This window comes from Acinetobacter sp. GG23 (assembly GCF_057766365.1).
Window position 1 is genome coordinate 28,208 of record NZ_JBYMDJ010000010.1, and the last position, 20,204, is coordinate 48,411.

Sequence of the window (20,204 nt, forward strand, 5' to 3'; positions counted from 1 at the left end):
CACACCTTTTTTATAATTCATCTACTTCGCCTTGTATGCCATGATCACCAACTTCAAACTCTTCTTCACTATCTGAATCAATTTCATCATTTTCAAAAATACTTGACCAATCTTCAAATCCTATTAGAGCCTCATATTGTCTTGATTCACTTTGTATAGATATATCACTTTTCCCTTTTGAATTAGTTTGACCTTCCCAAATTATTTCTTTTTTATCAGGTGTATACATTTGTATTTTTGCATTTTCTATCCCTGTACCCCCCAAACTACTAAATAAAAAATCTACTGCAATGGGTCCAGCTTTCGGTAATTCATGAACCTCATAAACAACTTTCCCCCCTCCCACAAAACTATGCTGCCCCGCCTTACTTTCAAACTTGCCACCCGTAGTAGTAAAAATCCCTTCACCATTAATTTTTAACTGCGAACCGCCAGCAGTCAGTACAATTTCTTTCGGACTGATCATTTCAATCTTATCTTCGGTCGAAATCAGCTTAATGACTTTGCGTGCAATGAGTTCAACTGCATCATCTTGAGCTTGTAATTCAACCTTTCCTTTTGCAGCGAAAGCCCTGAATCCCTCTTGTGCTGCAAAAAGACTAATTTTTTTACTCGCATGTCCAATCAAAGACTTTTGCGTACTGAAACTAATGCTCTCTCCGGCACTATGATTAATTTGTCGATCTGTAGAAATATAAATATTTTCATTGCTGGAAAGTGCAATCGAATGAGGCGAAGCGAGTAGCATTAAAGCCTGTTTAAAATTATCCGCCTTTTCTTTTTCCCTACTTTCAATTTGCTCAAGAAAAGCCTTTAAATTTTCCAAAACATCCAACGGATCTGTCAGCTGATTTTCCGCAACTTGACTCAATACCTGAGCATTATGCAAACTCGATTGCAGTTGCGTGCTTGCTTCATTTGTACTGAGGTGTTTACCACTAGCTTGATCTTGATTATGTGTCGAAATAAGTAGACCTTTACCCGCTCGTAGGGCTCCCCATTGATCTGTCCTTAACTCAAAACCTTCGCCACGACCATCACTGGTCTCGGCAGCTTTAGGGTGGCTCAAGTTACCGAGGTTCAGCTGACTTACACCATGGCTGCTGTGCAATTGGGTACTGATCTGTCCTGCCGTATCATCAAAACGGAGCTGGTTAAAGCCGGCACCACCCACCTCTTGAGAGCGAATACCGCTGAGCTTTTTCGTATCAGGTAGCTGTCCTTGAATATCGAACATGGTCTGATGACGTTCAGCTTCATGAATTCGCCCGACCACAAAAGGTCTATCCACATCACCTTCAAAGAAATCAATCACTACAATTTCACCAACTCGAGGATGGAATCGCGCGCCATAACCTTCCCCTGCCCAAGGGGTCAACACATCTACCCAGGCCGAGTCAGTATCATTATCATTGCTTCCGGCTCCGCCATCATGACCATGGTCGTCCGCACGCGTAAACAAGAAGCGCACCTTGATGCGGCCCCATGCATCTACAAAAATGGTTTCACCTTCAGGCCCAACGACTTTGGCACGTTGTGGATAGGCCGCAGGTCGATGCATTAAAGGACTATATTCAGGCACCACGGGGACATTGCGACGTACCACATACAGCTCATTGGCTTGTCGTTCATCACCTTGATGTTGCCAGCGGCTTAAAGTTAATAAGGCATCAAGCTGACGCAGAATGTCTTTGGGTAAATTATTCTGGTTATAAAAAGCTTTGCCTAAAATCAGAAATTCTTTATCTGAACCTGAATGCCGGTCAATTTCTGGATGATCGATTAATTCAAACCAGTAGCCTACCTGGGCATCACGCACGCTACTCTGCGCAGTGAAATATTTGGCCTGCAACGCTTGGTACTGGCCCAGCTGCTGATTCAATTTTTCTAACTGCTGACTGCCTGAAGTGGTTGCTTGATCCGCACCGGTTAAATCGGATGTCCATGCAGGGCTAATGCTCCAGGCTTGCTCCAAGCTTAAGGTTTCATTGTCCTGCAACTCACTATGTTGATGATGACTGAGCAGGCTATCGGCTTGATCTTGAGACAGACTGCTGGCTTGCCAACGCTGTACCTGAATTGCGGTGGATTGCAAATAGCGTTCGGCGATAAAACTGGTAATGCTATCCAAGCGTTCTGTAGCATGACTGCGATGAAATCGGATTGATCTTCTGCTTAACGCCTTATATTGATGATTATCATCAATCAAACGCAGTTTCTGCGGCTGAATCGCTGAGGAGGACACTGCAACTCTGTGTTCAGATTCATCAATTAGCCAGTTAATGCCTTCACTGCGCCACAGCCGTGTCAGAAATTCATAATCGGTTTCATTGGATTGCATCACAAAAGGACGGATATCGTATTCTCGGGTTAAGCCTTGGGTATTTAGACTTAAGCTGGCTGCAAATAAGGCACTTTTACCTTGCCATTCTTTAAACAGTATTTCACTGATATCACGCACGCTTTTGTTCATAAACACACGACTATTGCGGCGCTTGTGCCAGAGTGCTGTCGCATCTTCAATGGTGATTTTATAGAGCGTGAGTGCCCCATCACTTTGACCTTGGCTGGCGCCCGTAACCACACCTGTAATTCGGGAGAGTTCACCTAGATCAGTCACTTGGTCGACAGCTACTCGCCCGCCTATAAATTGCTTCAGGGGAATATAGGCATTGGTCGACAGGCAAATCAGTTCTGCTTTCAGCCCTTGATTGATTTGATGTTGTCCTTCAATTCTTTGAATAAAGACCTGAGGATTGAGCAGTTGGTTGGAAAAATATAAATGCAGGGCACGTTTTTGCAAACTTAAGCCCATAGCTTCAATCACAGTATGGATCGTATTTAATATAGTCATTTATTATTCTAATAATTTTATTTTTATTCGTGGCTGTATTCTAGGAAATGTTGTTTTTTTAGTCTAGTGCATTTTTTGTTATTTTGATAAAAAGCTGCATTCACTTAAATGGATCAGATGAGTTAAAAAATGTAGCGATTAAATCAGACTTTTATTTTTCAGCCCCACGCTTGCTGCTACACTAAAAAGAATAACAATATTCAAGAGTTCGGGTCATGATTGACATCCATTCCAAACTACCTGCACAAGGTGTCACTATTTTCAGTGTGATGACTGCAATGGCACATCGCCTGAATGCCTTAAATCTCTCTCAAGGTTTTCCAGACTTTGCAGCCCCGCCTGCCTTATTAAAAGCCTTAAGCCAAGCCACTTTAGATGGCTTTAATCAATATGCACCAAGTGATGGACTGATTTCGCTACGTGAACAATTGGCACATCAATTTTTAAAACGTGATCAATTGGTGATAGATCCCATCTCTGAAATCACCATTACCCCCGGCGCAACCATTGGAATTTTTTGCACTATTCAGGCACTCATTCATACCGGTGATGAGGTCATCATTTTCGATCCCTGTTATGACAGTTATGGACCCAGCGTGAAACTGGTTGGCGCTAAAGCAGTCCATATTCCTTTGCTTGCGCCCGGATTTTCCGTGGACTGGAATCAAGTCAAAGATGCCATCAGTGACAAGACCCGCATGATCATTGTGAATACTCCCCATAATCCGACCGGAGCGACTTGGTCTCATCAGGACTGGTTAAATTTAATTGAACTGATTCGTGACAAGAACATTGTGGTGCTGTCCGATGAAGTCTATGAACATCTAGTTTATGATGGTCAAAAGCATTATTCCGCACTGTCTTTTCCTGAATTGCGTGATCGAAGTATTGTGGTCGGCTCTTTTGGTAAAACCTTCCATGTCACTGGTTGGAAAACCGGTTACTGTATTGCCTCACCCGAACTGATGAAACTATTTAGACAGGTGTATCAATTTGTCAGTTTCTGCGGTGTCACACCCATACAGATGGCACTGGCGACATTTATGCAGCAACATCCTGAACATATTGATCAGCTTGCCGACTTCTATCAGGAAAAACGCGATCTTTTTAATTCTGGCATCCGCAACTCACGCTTTCATTTTACCCCGTCGCAAGGAACTTATTTCCAGAACTTAAATTACAGCGCCATTCGCCCCGATTTAAACGATGTCGAGATGTGTAAATTTCTCGCTGAGCATCATGGCATCGTTGCAATTCCAGTTTCGGTTTTTTATCAGCAAGCTCCCGAAAATTTACGTTTAATCCGTTTTTGTTTTGCCAAAAAAGATGAAACCCTAGAACAGGCATCTGCCATTTTATCCGCTGTTTAAGTTCATGATTTTTTCATCATTTCAAGCCTTAGTTACTTAATCACTAAGGCTTTTTTAAGCGAACTCAGGTAGGGTGAGCTTAAGTCTGAAAATGATAAAAATACCTTTTACAGGACGTTCAATGCCTCATCATCAACCATTACTCAATCAACAAAAATTATGGAAAACTTTTTTAATTTTCCTGTTGCCATTGATTGCGACCAATATTTTACAAAACCTATCTGGAACCATTAATACCATTTTTGTCGGGCAAATGATGGGGGTAAATGCCATTGCCGCCGTGGCTGTATTTTTTCCGATTTTGTTTTGTCTGATGGCTTTTGTGATTGGTCTTTCAGCGGGCGCGACGGTATTGGTTGGGCAAGCCTGGGGCGCTCAAAATGTTGAAAAAGTCCGCTGTGTGGTCGGTTCAACCCTGTTCATGACTTTAATTGGCGGTAGTATTATTGCCCTGTTGGGAGTGTTTTTTGCTGAACATATTTTGCTTGCCTTAGGGACAGATCGGGATGTGATGCATCTTTCATTGCCTTATGTACAGTGGATGCTTGCCGGCAGCCCCTTGCTGTTTATCTATATCATTTATACTTCAATTTTGCGCGGTGTCGGCGACAGCACTACACCGCTAATTGCTTCTGGTATGACTATTCTGATTGGCGTATTCATTACTCCGGTACTAATTGCAGGGTATTTTGGCTTTCCTAAAATGGGCATTGTTGCACCTGCCATTGCCACCATTGTCGGTTATCTGGCAGTACTAATCTTTTTGGCCCTGTACTTAAATAAAAAAGATCATCCTTTAAAACCTGACCGTCATCTGCTCGGCCATATTCGTCATCAACCTGAACTCAGTAAAATTATTCTGCGTTTAGGCATTCCAACCGGTATTCAAATGGTCACGACATCCGTTGCCGGTTTGGTGATTGTAGGCTTGGTGAATCGTTATGGTTCACATGCGACCGCCGCTTATGGTGCAGTCAATCAGGTATTGAATTATATTCAGTTCCCTGCCCTGTCTATTTCTATTGCCGCTTCCATTTTTGCCGCTCAAGCCATTGGTGCGGGGAAATCGGAACTCCTGAACAAAGTGACGCGTACTGCCCTCGGTATGAATATCCTGATTACCGGTGGTTTGGTGGCTTTGGCTTATCTATTTTCAAAATATTTGATGGCGCTGTTCATCACTGACCCGACGGTGGTTGTCCTTGGGCAGCAACTTTTATTTATTGTGTTGTGGTCGATTATCTTTTTTGGTGCGAGCGCCATTTTTGCTTCAATCATGCGTGCCAGCGGTACCGTAACTGTTCCAATGATCATTAATATTGTTGCCATTATTGGCATTGAAGTGCCATGTGCCTATTTGTTCAGTCAATGGTGGGGTTTACAGGGCATCTGGTATGCTTATGCATTGGCTTTTGTCTGCTTGTGTATTCTACAAGGTCTGTATTATCAGTTTGTGTGGAAGAAAAAAACGGTTCAAGCCCTAATTTAAAAATCAATTTAAGCCAGTTATTGCCTTTTCCAACCACCTTACAGCACGCTGCCGGGTGGAGTCATCCGCAGTCTCGTTCCCAGAATAATTTAAGCATTAATTACGTTATTGAATTGGCAAAAACTGCAGTAAAAAATTGATTTGATGGATTTTTTTTGCCAATGGTTTATCGGTGAATAGCAACCATAGTGCTTCTAAAAACAAGCAAAGGATGGGTTTCAAACCGGTAATATTATTCGTGGCCATTTCAGCAGTCACCAAACACATTGGTTTTATTGCCACGTCCTCGACCCCCTATGAAGAATCCTAGCGTTTGGTACCTAAATATGCCTCTTTAGACCATATCAGTAAAGGTCATGTGACACGAAATGTGGTGACTACCCTTTCCGCGGATACGGCACGCAGCTTTGGGTTTACTGCGCATCTGGACGCAAAAGTCCGTTGCGAACGTGCGGATGATTTTATTGAAGTGACACAAAAATTTGGAGATTGCTAGGAAGTGGATGCTTTCTTCTACACTATGCGGCTGGTTTGCTCTTTAGTCTTTTTTTATTTACTGAAACAAACTTCGGATAATTCACATGATCAATAATCCAGATCATCCAACAGGGATTTTTTAAATCTATTTCTGTTAGCGATAGCATCTCTAACCACAAATGGGCATACAAATCAGGAACTGAACTGAACTGAACTGAACTGAACTGAACTGAACTGAACTGAACTGAACTGAAATCATGTTGACCATGCTTAAGCGTTGCGGTATTGCTTTTAAATTATGTAAATTGCATCTAGGCAGTGGGCTATTTTTCATATTTTCGTCTTTGCTGTTTCGCAAAATGCATGCCCACTCTATAAGATTTTTTTGATCTAACTTATTTTTTCTATTATTAAAAAATTTGATTTTAACGTAATTTAAGTACTGATATTTAAACCCTTACTTATTTAAATTCTGTTAGTTTCTCTATTTTTATTTCTTATTTCTAGATATAAGTTCTTTTTGATTTCAATCCTGTTTTAGCCAGTTTTGGGGTATTTAAGGCATAAAGAAACCCGCTATTTGCGGGTTTTAATATCTAGGTTTTAAGCCGATTTCTTGTTCCTATTGCCTAATTTTGTGGCCAATGCAATAACACGCTGATACCCGGTCGGCAAAATACGCTGCATCAAATCAACAGCTTTAGCATCATTACCAATCAATAAACGGCGCTTGTCTTTTTGCACAGCCTCAATAATTTGACGCGCTGCTTCTTCAGGAGGACAGCGCAATAATTTATTAAAAGATTTTGCTGATCTTTCAGGATGCATGCCTAGGCTTCGAATACTGTCATTCATTTTTGCTGCATTGGCAATATTGGTACGAATACCGCCTGGGTGAACACATAGCGCACTCACCCCACAGTTTTCCATATCCAGTTCCTGACGTAAGGATTCAGTAAAACCACGTACTGCAAACTTGGTGGCATTATACGCAGACTGGGTCGGTTGAGCCGTTAAACCAAACAGACTGGAAATATTGATGACATGGCCTTCACCCGATTTCTTGATTAAAGGTAAAAACTCTTTGGTACCGTAGACTACGCCCCAGAAGTTAATGTTTACAATCCATTCCAGTTCTTCATAACTTGCCCCTTCAACAGTTGAACCTAGGGCAACTCCGGCATTGTTAAAAATCATATTTACTGAACCATGATCCTGCACGGTATCTGCAGCCCATTCTTTCATGACATCACGGTCAGCCACATCAAGCTTTTTGGTGGTTACGCGCACATGACTTTGTTTTACCAATTCAGCAGTTTGTGCCAAGCCTTGTTCATTCACATCACTTAAAGACAAATGACAACCTTGCTTGGCCAAAAGTACAGCCAATTGCTGACCAATACCTGAACCGGCACCGGTAATCGCAGCAACTTTATTTTTAAAATTCTTCATTACACATCCTTATTCAATTTTTTTCTGCGCCACCTATCTAAACATTTCGATTCTTTTTCTGTAGGGATGATGTGCAGTTCATCCCTCTAATATAATTTTGACAATCATCATTGTCAATATAATATGGAATCAATCGCAAGATCAGACAGCATCTGTCCATTTCGAGCATAGGTCTACGATTAAATTATTGTTAACATAGGGCAAACCTGGATTTAATTCGGCACACGACATTTATGACTGAACAACACGAAAATCTTGAAGAAAAACAAAATAAACCCTCAAAAACCAAAGAACGCCAATTTAAAGGCCTGTCTTTAACTGAGCGTAAACAGGCACGTCGTGAAAAGCTGATTGAAGCGGGTATTGAGGCTTATGGCACGCATGGTTTTTTTGCGGTGACGGTAAAAGATATTTGTAATGAAGCCAAATTGACTGAACGCTATTTCTATGAATCTTTTAAGAAAAGTGATGAACTTTTTCAAACCATCTTCTTAAAATTGATTGATCAGTTACAACACAATGTCATGCAAGCCATCATGCAGGCATCAACCGATCCGCGAAAAATGATTGAATCTGGCTTAACCGCTTTACTCACCACTTTAAAAGATAATCCAGGTATGGCACGAATTATTTATATTGATGCCATGCTGGTTCAGGAGCTGCATAATCAAGCCACCATTCATGAAACCATGTTGCGTTTTGACCGCATGATTCATGCTTTTGTCATGTTGATGATGCCGCACATTAACCGTTCTGAACGTGAAATTTCTTTAGTCGCAACTGGGCTAAATGGATATGTCACACAAATTGCGATTCGCTGGGTAGTCAGTGGCTTCAAACAATCGATGCAAGATGTTTTATCGTCTTGCAGTCTTGTTTTTCTATCTTTACTCGATACTTTTTCAGAAAAAGAAAAAATAGTGAAAAAACAAAGTTGATCTTAAAATTTAGGTTAAAAATCATCACAATCTATTGAAATAGTTAAATTTATATGACTGATTTATTTTAAATTGTTTATTTTTTCGCATAAAAATTGTCACATTTCTTTGCTAAAATTGGCATATAGCCCTTTTCTGCAATGATACTGTCATAATTAATCTTTGTAATAAGCCTGTCATAAATACAAAACGGTTCACCGTTAACATCAAATAGGATATTGCGTTGTGAAAGATGACTATATATTAATCGTCGATGACGAACTTCCCATTCGAGAGATGATTCATACATCTTTAGACATGGCAGGCTTTCAATGCTTACAGGCAGAAGATGCCAAACAAGCCCACCAAATGATCGTGGATCAACGCCCTGCGCTTATTTTATTAGATTGGATGTTACCAGGTGGTATCAGCGGAGTTGACCTCTGCCGTCGCTTGAAACGCGATGAAAGCTTAAATGAAATTCCAGTGATTATGTTGACTGCGCGCGGTGAAGAAGACCATAAAGTACAAGGTCTCGATGCAGGTGCAGACGACTATATGACCAAACCTTTCTCGACTCGGGAACTGGTTTCACGCATTAAAGCGGTGTTACGTCGTGCCAATGCATTAAGTGGCGAAAAAACCATTGATGCCAATGGCCTGATCCTTGATCCAGTCAGCCAGCGTGTCAGTTATGGAGACAGTATTTTAGAGATGGGACCTACGGAATACCGTCTATTGGCCTTCTTCATGACCCATCCAGAACGTGCCTATACCCGTGCTCAATTGCTTGACCAGGTTTGGGGTGGTAACGTATATATTGAAGACCGTACTATTGATGTGCATATTCGCCGTTTACGTAAAGTGCTGGAACCTTTTGGGGTAGATCGCTACATACAAACCGTTCGTGGCACAGGTTATCGTTTTTCTACCCGCACAGATGTCGCTTTAGGTTAGTCGTTTTTTAGGTAAATTGTGTTTTATGTATGAACCCTACCCTGTCCCAGAACTTGCACGAGACCATAAACGATTCCGTTACAGCAGTTTATGGACTTTTGCCAAGCAAGACTTACGTTTACTCGCCTTTTTACTGCTGATAGCAGGTTTAATGGGTATCGGGATTGGGTATTTCTGGATTTTTATTTTTATCGCTTTCGCGATGTTTTTTGCTTTGCAACTCCGCTCACTGTATTTGGTGAATGAATGGATTTCTAACCGCCCTTACGATGTCCCACCCAATTTGGGGGGGATTTGGGGTGCCTTGCTGTTTAATGTTTATCGCGCACAGCGTCACGAACGTATTGTCCAGGCAGAAATGGTCGGCTTAATTGATCGCGCTCAATCGTCCTTGGTTGCATTAGCCGAAGCTGTGGTTTTAATTGATGAATTACACCAGATTGAATGGTGGAATCCGGCAGCGGAAAAGTTGCTCGGCATTCAACCTTTAGATCGTGGTCGTAATATTTTAACCTTGCTGCGTCAGCCAAATTTTATTGAATATTTCAACCATATTGACGAGGCACCTGATGGCTTAAAAATGAAATCTTCCGCCTTTGAAGATCATTATGTCCAAGTCAAAATGACCCGTTTTGGGGGCGAAAGTCGTCTATTGGTGGCTTATGATGTCACCCGCATGCATAACCTAGAACAAATGCGTAAAGACTTTGTCGATAATATTTCGCATGAATTACGTACTCCCCTAACCGTACTCAGTGGTTATATTGAAACCTTTACCGACCAGGAAGATTTAAATCCGCGCTGGAAACGTGCTTTTGACCAGATGCAGGCACAAACCAAGCGCATGAATGCCTTGGTCAATGACTTGCTGTTACTCTCACGTTTAGAAAGTAGCAAGCAAATTGCCAAAAACCAGATTATTGAAATGCCAAGTCTGATGAACCAACTGTTTGATGATGCTCAAGCCTACAACGTTGACTACCATCACACGCTGAATCTGGATATCGACAGTCATTGCGACCTGATTGGTTCAGATACCGAACTTGCCAGTGCCTTCAGCAACCTGATTACCAATGCCATTAAATACACCCCTAAAGGCGGAACTGTTACCATGGGCTGGCATGATGACGGTGAACACGGCATCTTTACGGTTGAGGACACCGGGATCGGGATTGACCCGAAACATCTGCCGCGTTTAACCGAGCGTTTCTACCGTGTCGATAGTGCACGTAGCCGTCAAACTGGCGGAACCGGTTTAGGACTGGCGATTGTGAAACATGTACTGATGCAACACGGCGCATATTTAGAAATTGAATCGAAAGAAAATCAAGGTTCGACCTTTAAAGTAATCTTTCCTAAAGAACGCCTCTATCACATGAGCTAGAGGTACAGCATATCTAATTCAACTCAAGCCAAGTTCTGTTCTTTAAACTTTGCTCGCTGATAAGCCGGACGTTCCGCCAAACGTTTTACATAAGCCGCGATATAAGGATAAGACCCTGATGTTCGTGACTGCAGGGCTTCAAGTGGAAAACCCATCTGAATATCGGCAAAAGAAAATTCGCCTGCCACATATTCATGCTTAGCCAAATAGTCTTCCAAATAGTTAATATGATCTTTTAAACGCGGCTGAATGAATCCGGCTTTCACTCCTCCAGTAATTTTTTTTGCAACCGGTTTCACCAGCCAGGGTACATGTTTTGGTACATTGCTCATCACCAACTGCATCACCAATAAAGGCATGAGTGAACCTTCCGCATAATGCATCCAATAGCGATATTGCTGCTGATCTTTTTTATTCTGCTGTTTAAATTTCTGCTGCTGATCATAGGTTTCTTGCAGATATTGTAAAATCACCGCAGATTCGGCAATGGTTTGATCAGCATCGGTCAATACCGGCGCTTTGGCTAAAGGATGAACCAGTTTTAACTCAGGCGGCGCAGCAAAAGTGGGTAAGCGCTTATAAAACTTGACCTGATAATTGAGGGCCAGTTCTTCTAAGGCCCATAAAATTCGAAAAGAACGCGATTGATCTAAGTGGTGCAATGTAATCATTATTTTGCTCTCTATTTTTTCTGCTTTGACTATACGCATAGCCCTAAAAAAATGACATCCTGCTTTACACAAAATGTCATTTTTATCTGTATATCAACTTAGACAAGTACCGTATGAATCTCTAGGCTACGTAACAATGTTTTGGTCACTGGTGTCTTACTGCTAATGTCTAAAATTTTTTGCTTTAGCTCATCCGATAAGGGCTGTGCAAAAGACAAACGGCGTTCAATCCACTCTTTGCCTTCTTTATTGGCATTAAAATCGGCTTCAACAGAAAATTCGCCCAGCTCTATGCCTTTATGACTGGCATACATTCGCAGCGTAATCATAGTACAAGAAACCAAGCCTGAACAAATAAAATCATAGGGTGCAGGACCTTTATCTTGCCCCCCAAAAGATTCAGGTTTATCGGTCATCAATGAGTGTGTACCCGTCCTGATCTCGCCTGACCAAGGTTCAGCCAAGCGATGTACTTCAGCATTTGCAATAATGGCCATAAGAATCATGATTCCTAAATGTTATCTTTATTTAAAATTTTATCTTTATCTAGAGGCACGCATTTTATCTGGGAATGTAGGTGCTTCCAAGCGTGGTCCTGGATAATCAGGAATATTACCAAAGCGTTCATGTTGTTCAATCCAGTGGTCACGTGCCTTGCAAAGTTCTTCCTGAGTACGGCCGACAAAGTTCCACCACAAAAGTATTGGCGACTCAAAAGGTTCACCACCCAACAACAAAATACGACTACCCTTATGCAGCTAGATTTCAATTTCAGTAATCCCGGGCTCCAGAACGACCATATTGTCTTCAGTCAGTTCATGACCATTTACGACAGCAGCCCCATCTAAAGCCATGAAACCGTATTCAAATTTTGGATTGAGCTTAATTCGGGTGGTGGTCGATTCTTTTGCGGTTAAATCTACCCCGAGTAATTCTGTATGCACGGCTACCGGCGATCTGGTTTTTAAAAACTCACCCACCAATACAGTAAATTCAACCTGATCTTTTTCAACCACAGGGAGTTCTGGATAATGGTCAAAGCAGGGTGCCATATTTATTTTATCATCCGGCAACGCAATCCAAAGCTGTGCAGCATGCATATGGGTTTCCGTCTCCGGTGTAACTTCAGTATGTGAAATACCATAACCTGCAGTCATTAAATTGACCTGCTTTGGGCGAATCAACTGTTTTGTACCCAGACTGTCAGTATGCATCATGGTGCCTTCAATCATCCAGGTGAAGGTCTGCAAACCGATATGTGGATGAGGGCCAACATCCAGTCCATCACCTTGCGGAAACGTCACGGGACCGGCGTGATCCAAGAAACACCATGCCGCAATTAAGCGTTTATGGCGACTTGGCAAAGCGCGTTTAATCACGGTTCCCTGACCAATTTCCGCGCTACGTAAAGGAAATTCCTGAATAAATTGATTTACATATTTTTCACAATCATCTGAATCGGAAAGCTCTGTATAGTTGCTATTGGTCATATTTGTATCCTGAATCGTACGGCCTAACCGTTTTTTAATGGCCTGAATCTATTGTTATGATCATATAGACTGTTACGGATTCAGCCTATAGCTAAGTTAATACGCTGAATACTATGTATAGGACAATATGAGTTTTGAAATTTTCCTTCATAAAACAATCCCTTCACTTTTTATATACGTCACTATTTATCTCCTATTCATATGAATTTTATACATAAATAAAATTTTGTCACAATTGTCTGCTTTATTGATTGTTTAAGTTATATACAAAGTCTATTCCCCTCCCTATTATTCTTGCTCTATGAATCCCACACAGAAAGGGGTATCTTCATGTTGAGCGGAGATCAAAAAAATTCTTATAACAATAATAAAAATCCTCATCAGATTGGGATAAATGAGGCTAAAAATTCAAATTATGAAACTGCTTATATTCTACCTAAGCAACTGTGTACGATTGAAAATCGAAAAGTGATAGAACAGGAATTACAAGATCCAACCACACGCATTCCAGATCAATTTCAACAATATTACTTGGACTATCAAAATAAACACCAACGACAATTTTTAAAATGCGTCAATTTTATTGGTCAGATTACATTTTTAAGTTATTTCTTTGTAGACTGGTTGCTCATACCTGAAATTGGTATATTTTCAGGTATTTCACGGCTCATTCTTGTACTCTGTGCCATCTTAATCAACTGGCTTGCCTTCCGTTACTGCAAAAATATTAAAATTCTAGATAGCTTGCTTCCCCTATCCGTCGCAGCAGCAGCAGCACTGTGGCTAGGTCTTCTGGTTTTGTCACATAGTGCACTTGTGACCACCTATATATATGCTGCCGTAATTTTTATTTTATTGGGCAATTTATGTGTACAAGTCTCCTTTCGAAATTCAATCTTTACTTCTTTGCTGATTAGTGCGGTCATTTTTCATGGCGTATTTCAACTGATCAGCTTGGAGGAAACTGTTTTATTTTCGTTCATCTACGCCCCTATTTTATTACTCAGCATGTATATCAGCTGGAATAATACTTTAAATTCAAAACGCAATTTTTTGCGGGTTCTATTAAATGATTGGAACTACTATGCCCTAACTGAACTGGCGCATACAGATGAGTTAACACAACTCAATAATCGTCGACAGTTTTTGCAGGTTGCTGAACAAGCCATTCAGAAATGGCCAAAATATAATTTAGCCTGTTTATTGATGCTCGATATCGACTTTTTCAAAAACATTAATGACACTTATGGACATGATATAGGGGATGAAGTCCTTCGAATACTTGCTGAAATTGCTCGTAAGGAAATGCGACACACCGATGTATTAGCACGTTTTGGCGGAGAGGAATTTATTGCATTACTGCCAAATACTACACTGGAGGATGCTGTCGCGATTGCGAATCGCTTATGCCGCACCATTGAAAATCATCAAATCTGTATTAAAGATAAGTTCTTTTTCAATTTTAGTGTCTCGATTGGGGTATCCCAACTACAACCCAATCAAAATGATCTGAATTTACTGATTAAAAATGCCGATATTGCCCTGTACCAAGCCAAGAAAAATGGACGTAATCAAGTCGCTATTTATACGTGTGAATAATTAAAATAAATCACTAAAAAGTTTCTTCATCAAAACGGTCTTGGTCGATTTTATAGATATGAAAACTTCGCTCAACTTGAACACCCAGTTTAAATTCGATCATGAGTGACGTGAGTTTATCGCCATCAATTAATACAATTCCAGATTTTTTAGCTGATTCATTCGCTTCTTTACTAAAATTTGATGTCGTTATAAATACACCTTTCTTCGCTACTTGATCCGCCAAAGCACCTTTGAATTGTTGAATATCCGGACGCCCAACAGTATTTTCCCAACGCTTGGCTTGAATATATATTTTATCCAAACCTAGACGATCTTCACTAATCACACCATCGATACCGCCATCGTTGGTTTTACCAATTGCTTGAGCTGCATCTTGATGTGATCCGCCATATCCCATTGCAACGAGTAAATCGACAACCAATCTTTCAAAAAAAGATGGAGAGTTCTCTTTTATAAATTTAAGTAAATCATTTTTTAAATTTAATGTTAAAAGATTGATTGTATTTTGAATCGTTTCTTCAGGTGTTTGCGTTTCTTGGTATTTTTTTTGATGTCCTTCGTCATTACTAACTAGGCTATTTTCTATCTCAACTTTATTTGATCTACTAAATTTAAAATCCTTGAAACTGTCAAACTGAGATAAAAAAATCATTCGTAATCGAGTTCAAGCCATTTAAATCAATTGTCTTACCTAAATCACTGATCTCACAAAATGCTCTTTTAGGCTGTTGTACTAGACCTGCTTTTACCAAATATGTTTTTGCCCACGAGACTCGATCTTTAAATATATTTTTACCACTTGGGAGTGATTGACCTAACTCTTCATCTGATAGATTAGAACTCGCTGCTAATAAATCGACTATATCTGAAATTTTTATTGGCCTATTTTGTTCAGCTAAAATTTTCATCAATGGCAACATGAGTTGATCATAGGTCGGTAAAGGCATTCTTATACTCATTAAAGTATTATTTTTATTCGGTATAAAATAAGAAAGGACGCTAAAGCGTCCTTTCTTAATAGGTGTCTATTTATTTAAACACTGCCGCGAGCATCTTGCACAAAATTCAAAGCAACCCTTTGAATTTTGCTCATGGCGTAAAACTGGCAAGCAGCAGTGATATCCGAAATCCTTCACTGCCGCAGGCACAGCCTTTGGCCTAAAACTGGCAAGCAGCAGTGCTGCTTGCCAGTTTTACTCCCATTCAATCGTTGCTGGTGGCTTAGATGACACGTCATATACAACACGTGAAACATCTTTAATTTCGTTCATAATACGAGTCGAAATCTTATCAACCAGTTCATATGGAAGATGAGCGAAACGTGCTGTCATGAAGTCAACCGTTTCAACCGCACGAAGTGCAATCACCCATGCATAACGACGGCCATCACCCACTACCCCAACAGATTTAACCGGTTGGAATACAGCGAATGCTTGAGCCGTCTTGTCATACCAACCGCTGGCACGAAGTTCTTGCATGAAAATGTCATCCGCTAAACGAAGGATGTCAGCATATTCTTTTTTCACTTCACCCAAAATACGCACGCCCAAACCTGGACCCGGGAATGGATGGCGATAAAGCATCTCGTGTGGCAAACCTAAAGTGGTGCCTAAACGACGTACTTCATCTTTAAACAAGTCACGAATTGGCTCAACCAATTCAAAAGCTAAATCTTCCGGTAAACCGCCCACGTTGTGGTGTGATTTAATCACGTGTGCTTTACCGTTTTTAGTCGCAGCAGATTCGATCACGTCAGGGTAAATCGTACCTTGAGCAAGGAAGTTCACGCCATCTAAACCACGTGCTTCTTCAGCGAAGACTTCAATAAATTCACGACCAATGATTTTACGTTTTTTCTCAGGATCAACTTCACCTGCAAGTGCAGTTAAGAAACGTTCTTCAGCGTCAGCACGAATTACACGGATACCCATGTTTTTCGCAAACATGTCCATCACTTGCTCGCCTTCGTTTAAACGAAGCAAACCGTTGTCTACAAATACGCAAGTCAATTGGTCGCCAATCGCACGGTGTAAAAGTGCAGCTACTACAGATGAATCTACGCCACCTGAAAGACCCAGCAATACTTTTTGGTCGCCGATTTGAGCACGCAATTGTTCAACACGCAGGTCAATAATATTTTCAGAGTTCCAGAGATTACGACATCCGCAAATGCTATGGACAAAATTAGATAATAACTCTGCGCCTTTGGCAGTATGGGTTACTTCTGGGTGAAACTGGACACCGTAGAAACGACGTTTTTCATCGCTTACTGCTGCAAATGGACAGCTAGGTGTGCTGGCAGTCACAGAAAAACCTTCTGGAATTGCACTTACTTTATCGCCATGGCTCATCCAAACATTCAGTTTGTTTTCACCATCGTTTAAATCGCCTAGAAGTTGGTCACGGACTAAAACGTCAACTGCAGCATAACCAAATTCATGCACTGTACCTGGCTCTACTTTACCGCCAAGTTGTTCAGACATGGTTTGTAAGCCATAGCAAATACCCAATACAGGTATACCCAAGTTAAATACAACTTCAGGTGCGCGTGGACTACCTTCTTCATGAACACTTTCAGGACCACCAGACAAGATGATACCGTTTGGATTAAATGCGCGAATGTCTTCTTCAGACATGTCATAGGCATACATTTCAGAATATACACCAGCTTCACGTACACGACGTGCAATAAGCTGACTGTATTGAGAACCGAAGTCCAAGATCAGGATGCGGTCTTCAGTGATTTGAGTATTGGTAGTCATGACGAACAACTATGTAAGGCAAACGAAATAAGCGCTGCATTCTATCATTTTTCGTCGCATTAAGCACACTATTCGCACAAGGCCTGCATTCAATTGATTGCATTATATTTCGATCATAAAAAAGCACCCTTTTCGAGTGCTTTTCTATTTTGCATTTTTTATTTTAACTGCATTTATATTGATCTGTTGATGACGACAAGTTTTGATTTCACTACTGGTTGTACCACATCCATTTATCCGATTGATTGTCCATTTTTCCAATTTGAACCCCATCTATTTCCGTCGGCTGTCCCATATGAGTATCCACTTCACCAATCACCTTAACTTTATCGCCTGCTTTCAATCCCATCGGTTTCCATAAGTCAGCATCCACTTCTATACTAATTTCACCCGAGCTATCTTTCAGTTCAAAATGATCCTCATGTGTTTTTCTAACAATTACGCCAGAAAGCGTTACCGCAGTTTCATCTGGGAGTTGTTTTGCTTCTGCAACAGTCACCATGTTTTGAGCAGCTTCACTCATGATCACCTGATCACTTTTACCTGCCCATGCAGATGCTGTAGAAAGAATTGAACCCGTAACAAACAGTGCCAATAACATTTTGTTCATGATTGACTCCACTATTGCAGCTTCAACCATTATTGAAACAAAATTCGGGCTATCTGTACGCAGGTTTTATGTATGGTACGCAGCATTTATGTAATTACAAAAATGAAATAATGGCACTGATATGATCCTGCTATTTGCTCAATTACACTGAGGGTTTCTCAAGCATATTATCCATACTGAATTTTCCTGCACCATGCAGCATCAGGAACAATAGTCCGCCAGTCATAGCCATGTTTTTCATAAAGTTAATTGCATCCTCAGCCCCACCATGGAACAGAAAAGCAGTGATTAAACTAAATCCAGCTAGACCCAATGCGGCCAAACGTGCCTGAAAACCCAACAGCAAAGCCAAGCCACCACCAAACTCAACCAAAATGGTTAAAGGTAATAGCATCCCAGGTACACCCATCGATTCCATATAACCCACCGTGGCATTATAAGCCGTGATTTTTCCCCATCCTGCCATAATAAAAATATAAGCCATAAGCACACGTGCGATCAGGCTAATCAAAGCATCACTTTGTGAGCCTTAAACCAGATTTTTTACCACAACATTCGGATTGAACATGAGGCCACCTATTCGATATTTTTTAATGATGAATTCATACTAGGCTAATTTTATTGCTGAATAAAGCAGCAATTTGTATATACATCGTTGCAAATATAGAATGATAAAACCGGAATTTATTTCCTTTTTTATACTGACTTTCCCCCCTTAGACTGCTAGGATTTCAGCACATTTTCGCTGTCTGTGACCCCATGGAACTGATTGATTTTATATTACATGTTGATACCCATCTGCTCGAATTTATCACCAATTATGGCGTCTGGATTTATGCCATTCTTTTCCTCATTATTTTTGTGGAAACCGGTTTGGTGGTTATGCCATTTCTACCGGGTGATAGCTTATTATTTGCTGCAGGTGCATTAGCGGCGTCAACTGGAGCAATGGATCCTGTTGTTTTGATGATTCTGCTGTTTATTGCTGCCGTATTAGGTGACACGCTAAATTATCATATTGGTAAATATATCGGACCACGTGTTTTTGAAATGGAGTCACGTTTCATTAACAAACAGCATTTAACCTATACGCAAAAATTTTTCGAAAAACATGGTGGTAAAACCATTATTTTTGCACGTTTTGTGCCTTTTGCCCGCACCTTTGCTCCATTTGTCGCAGGTGCCGGCAGCATGAATTACAAATTTTTTCTGACCTACAACCTGATTGGCGCGTTCTGCTGGGTCGGTTCATTTATTACTTTGGGCTATTTGTTTGGTAATATGCCGATTGTCAAAGACAATTTCACTCATCTGATTTTTGGCATCATTATTATTAGTGTATTGCCCGGCATTATTGGTTTTATGCGTCAAAAGCTGAAAAAGGCACATTAATGGACCTGTGAAGACAGCGCTAAAACTTAAAAGAAACGAATCACCACAGGTAACATACACACCAGCAATAACATGGCCGATCCTTTATATAAAAGATCGGCTTTTATTTGCTTGGATTGGCCTGCCAAAATTGCACTTCCAAACGACATCCAGAACATCACTGTAGGCAATAGCACCAAACTGAATGCTGCAAACACCAAGACAAAATTGGTTGGATTATTCCAGGTTTCAATCGGTAAAATGCCCGTGGCAAACAATAAGGCTTTAGGGTTTTTAAAGGTGGAAAAGAACAGTTGTCGAGGACGGATAGAAGGATGACGTTGATTATGCTTTTCTAAATCTGAAGCTTTCCATAGATGGAAAGCCATCCAAACCACATAAAGAGCACTAAAAAAATGCACAATGTGAATAAAGTTAGGCCAGACTGGACTACATAAATGAATCAGCAATGCCCATAAATTAATCGCATAAAAATATCCGAGCAACTCTGCTGGAATAAATAAACTGGTCTTGGCAATGCCTTGTTGATGTGCAGAGCTTGCAAGTAATGCGTTAGTTGGACCTGGGATCATCAGAACCGCAATCATTGCCAACACAAAAAGCCAACTCTCAATCATAAAGACCTGATATCACCACTAGAAGAGTGGCACACCTTATACGAAAGTCACAAAAAGTAACAAGTATTTCGATCAGAAAATCATAACCTTATACGTTTAAATTTCATTCTCAAAAAACCAAGTATTTGATATTAAAATTATTTTCTTGAAACATTTTGCT

The 20,204-nt window shown here is 40.7% G+C and carries 17 protein-coding genes and 2 pseudogenes; 8 read left to right on the plus strand and 11 right to left on the minus strand.

Going from position 1 to position 20,204, the window contains the following annotated elements; all coding sequences use genetic code 11:
* Nucleotides 1-10: 10 nt before the first annotated feature.
* Nucleotides 11-2,848: a type VI secretion system Vgr family protein gene (locus AC3CAU_RS14625; protein ID WP_488368507.1), complete on the minus strand. Its 2,838-nt coding sequence runs from the start codon at nt 2,846-2,848 to the stop codon at nt 11-13.
* 221 nt (nt 2,849-3,069) lie between these two features.
* Here AC3CAU_RS14625 and AC3CAU_RS14630 point away from each other — a divergent pair, with 221 nt between their 5' ends.
* Nucleotides 3,070-4,224 carry a methionine aminotransferase gene (locus AC3CAU_RS14630; RefSeq protein WP_447053883.1) on the plus strand — a complete coding sequence of 385 codons (1,155 nt, stop codon included), beginning with the start codon at nt 3,070-3,072 and terminating at the stop codon, nt 4,222-4,224.
* A 121-nt stretch (nt 4,225-4,345) separates the two neighbouring features.
* Nucleotides 4,346-5,713 carry an MATE family efflux transporter gene (locus AC3CAU_RS14635; protein WP_447053882.1) on the plus strand — a complete coding sequence of 456 codons (1,368 nt, stop codon included), beginning with the start codon at nt 4,346-4,348 and terminating at the stop codon, nt 5,711-5,713.
* Nucleotides 5,714-5,818: 105 nt separating this feature from the next.
* On the opposite strand, the gene AC3CAU_RS14640 is transcribed toward AC3CAU_RS14635, so the two are convergent.
* Nucleotides 5,819-5,995 carry a hypothetical protein gene (locus AC3CAU_RS14640; RefSeq protein WP_447053881.1) on the minus strand — a complete coding sequence of 59 codons (177 nt, stop codon included), beginning with the start codon at nt 5,993-5,995 and terminating at the stop codon, nt 5,819-5,821.
* A gap of 31 nt (nt 5,996-6,026) precedes the next feature.
* Between AC3CAU_RS14640 and AC3CAU_RS14645 the strand changes: the two genes are divergently transcribed.
* The gene (locus AC3CAU_RS14645; protein ID WP_447053880.1) at nt 6,027-6,209 is read left to right on the plus strand and encodes a hypothetical protein; all 183 of its coding nucleotides are present in this window, start codon (nt 6,027-6,029) and stop codon (nt 6,207-6,209) included.
* A gap of 584 nt (nt 6,210-6,793) precedes the next feature.
* Here AC3CAU_RS14645 and AC3CAU_RS14650 read toward each other — a convergent pair.
* A complete protein-coding gene (locus AC3CAU_RS14650; RefSeq protein ID WP_447053879.1) occupies nt 6,794-7,642 on the minus strand; it encodes an SDR family NAD(P)-dependent oxidoreductase in 849 nt (282 codons plus the stop codon).
* Nucleotides 7,643-7,875: 233 nt separating this feature from the next.
* On the opposite strand from AC3CAU_RS14650, the gene AC3CAU_RS14655 reads away from it, so the two are divergent.
* The 3 genes from AC3CAU_RS14655 (at nt 7,876) to phoR (ending at nt 10,900) form a co-directional block, all read left to right on the plus strand.
* Nucleotides 7,876-8,580 (plus strand): TetR/AcrR family transcriptional regulator, encoded by a 705-nt coding sequence (locus AC3CAU_RS14655; protein ID WP_131217734.1) that lies wholly within the window; start codon nt 7,876-7,878, stop codon nt 8,578-8,580.
* A gap of 225 nt (nt 8,581-8,805) precedes the next feature.
* Nucleotides 8,806-9,516: a phosphate regulon transcriptional regulator PhoB gene (gene phoB, locus AC3CAU_RS14660; protein ID WP_131217735.1), complete on the plus strand. Its 711-nt coding sequence runs from the start codon at nt 8,806-8,808 to the stop codon at nt 9,514-9,516.
* A gap of 25 nt (nt 9,517-9,541) precedes the next feature.
* A complete protein-coding gene (gene phoR, locus AC3CAU_RS14665; protein WP_131217736.1) occupies nt 9,542-10,900 on the plus strand; it encodes a phosphate regulon sensor histidine kinase PhoR in 1,359 nt (452 codons plus the stop codon).
* A gap of 23 nt (nt 10,901-10,923) precedes the next feature.
* On the opposite strand, the gene AC3CAU_RS14670 is transcribed toward phoR, so the two are convergent.
* The 3 genes and pseudogenes from AC3CAU_RS14670 to AC3CAU_RS14680 all read right to left on the minus strand — a co-directional run bounded on the left by AC3CAU_RS14670 (nt 10,924) and on the right by AC3CAU_RS14680 (nt 13,061).
* Entirely contained in the window at nt 10,924-11,571 is a 648-nt protein-coding gene (locus tag AC3CAU_RS14670; RefSeq protein ID WP_131217737.1) for a glutathione S-transferase, read from the minus strand.
* Between the two features lie 98 nt (nt 11,572-11,669).
* A complete protein-coding gene (locus tag AC3CAU_RS14675) occupies nt 11,670-12,068 on the minus strand; it encodes an OsmC family protein (RefSeq protein WP_131217738.1) in 399 nt (132 codons plus the stop codon).
* Between the two features lie 45 nt (nt 12,069-12,113).
* Nucleotides 12,114-13,061: pseudogene (locus tag AC3CAU_RS14680) on the minus strand (pirin family protein).
* Nucleotides 13,062-13,391: 330 nt separating this feature from the next.
* Here AC3CAU_RS14680 and AC3CAU_RS14685 point away from each other — a divergent pair.
* Nucleotides 13,392-14,660, plus strand: coding sequence for a GGDEF domain-containing protein (locus AC3CAU_RS14685; protein WP_131217740.1), 1,269 nt, complete (start codon nt 13,392-13,394; stop codon nt 14,658-14,660).
* Nucleotides 14,661-14,673: 13 nt separating this feature from the next.
* On the opposite strand, the pseudogene AC3CAU_RS14690 reads toward AC3CAU_RS14685, so the two are convergent.
* From AC3CAU_RS14690 to AC3CAU_RS14705, 4 genes and pseudogenes are all read right to left on the minus strand, one after another.
* Nucleotides 14,674-15,610 (minus strand): annotated as a pseudogene (locus tag AC3CAU_RS14690) (restriction endonuclease).
* A 246-nt stretch (nt 15,611-15,856) separates the two neighbouring features.
* Nucleotides 15,857-17,425: a glutamine-hydrolyzing GMP synthase gene (gene guaA, locus AC3CAU_RS14695; RefSeq protein ID WP_131217742.1), complete on the minus strand. Its 1,569-nt coding sequence runs from the start codon at nt 17,423-17,425 to the stop codon at nt 15,857-15,859.
* Nucleotides 17,426-17,636: 211 nt separating this feature from the next.
* Nucleotides 17,637-18,035, minus strand: coding sequence for a NirD/YgiW/YdeI family stress tolerance protein (locus AC3CAU_RS14700; protein ID WP_447053878.1), 399 nt, complete (start codon nt 18,033-18,035; stop codon nt 17,637-17,639).
* Between the two features lie 142 nt (nt 18,036-18,177).
* Nucleotides 18,178-18,546, minus strand: coding sequence for a DoxX family protein (locus AC3CAU_RS14705; RefSeq protein ID WP_447053877.1), 369 nt, complete (start codon nt 18,544-18,546; stop codon nt 18,178-18,180).
* Between the two features lie 248 nt (nt 18,547-18,794).
* On the opposite strand from AC3CAU_RS14705, the gene AC3CAU_RS14710 reads away from it, so the two are divergent.
* Nucleotides 18,795-19,427 (plus strand): DedA family protein, encoded by a 633-nt coding sequence (locus AC3CAU_RS14710; protein WP_424620616.1) that lies wholly within the window; start codon nt 18,795-18,797, stop codon nt 19,425-19,427.
* A 26-nt stretch (nt 19,428-19,453) separates the two neighbouring features.
* Here AC3CAU_RS14710 and AC3CAU_RS14715 read toward each other — a convergent pair whose 3' ends face one another.
* On the minus strand, nt 19,454-20,044 hold the full coding sequence (locus AC3CAU_RS14715; RefSeq protein WP_424620618.1) for a LysE family translocator: 591 nt from the start codon (nt 20,042-20,044) through the stop codon (nt 19,454-19,456).
* Between the last annotated feature and the right edge of the window lie 160 nt (nt 20,045-20,204).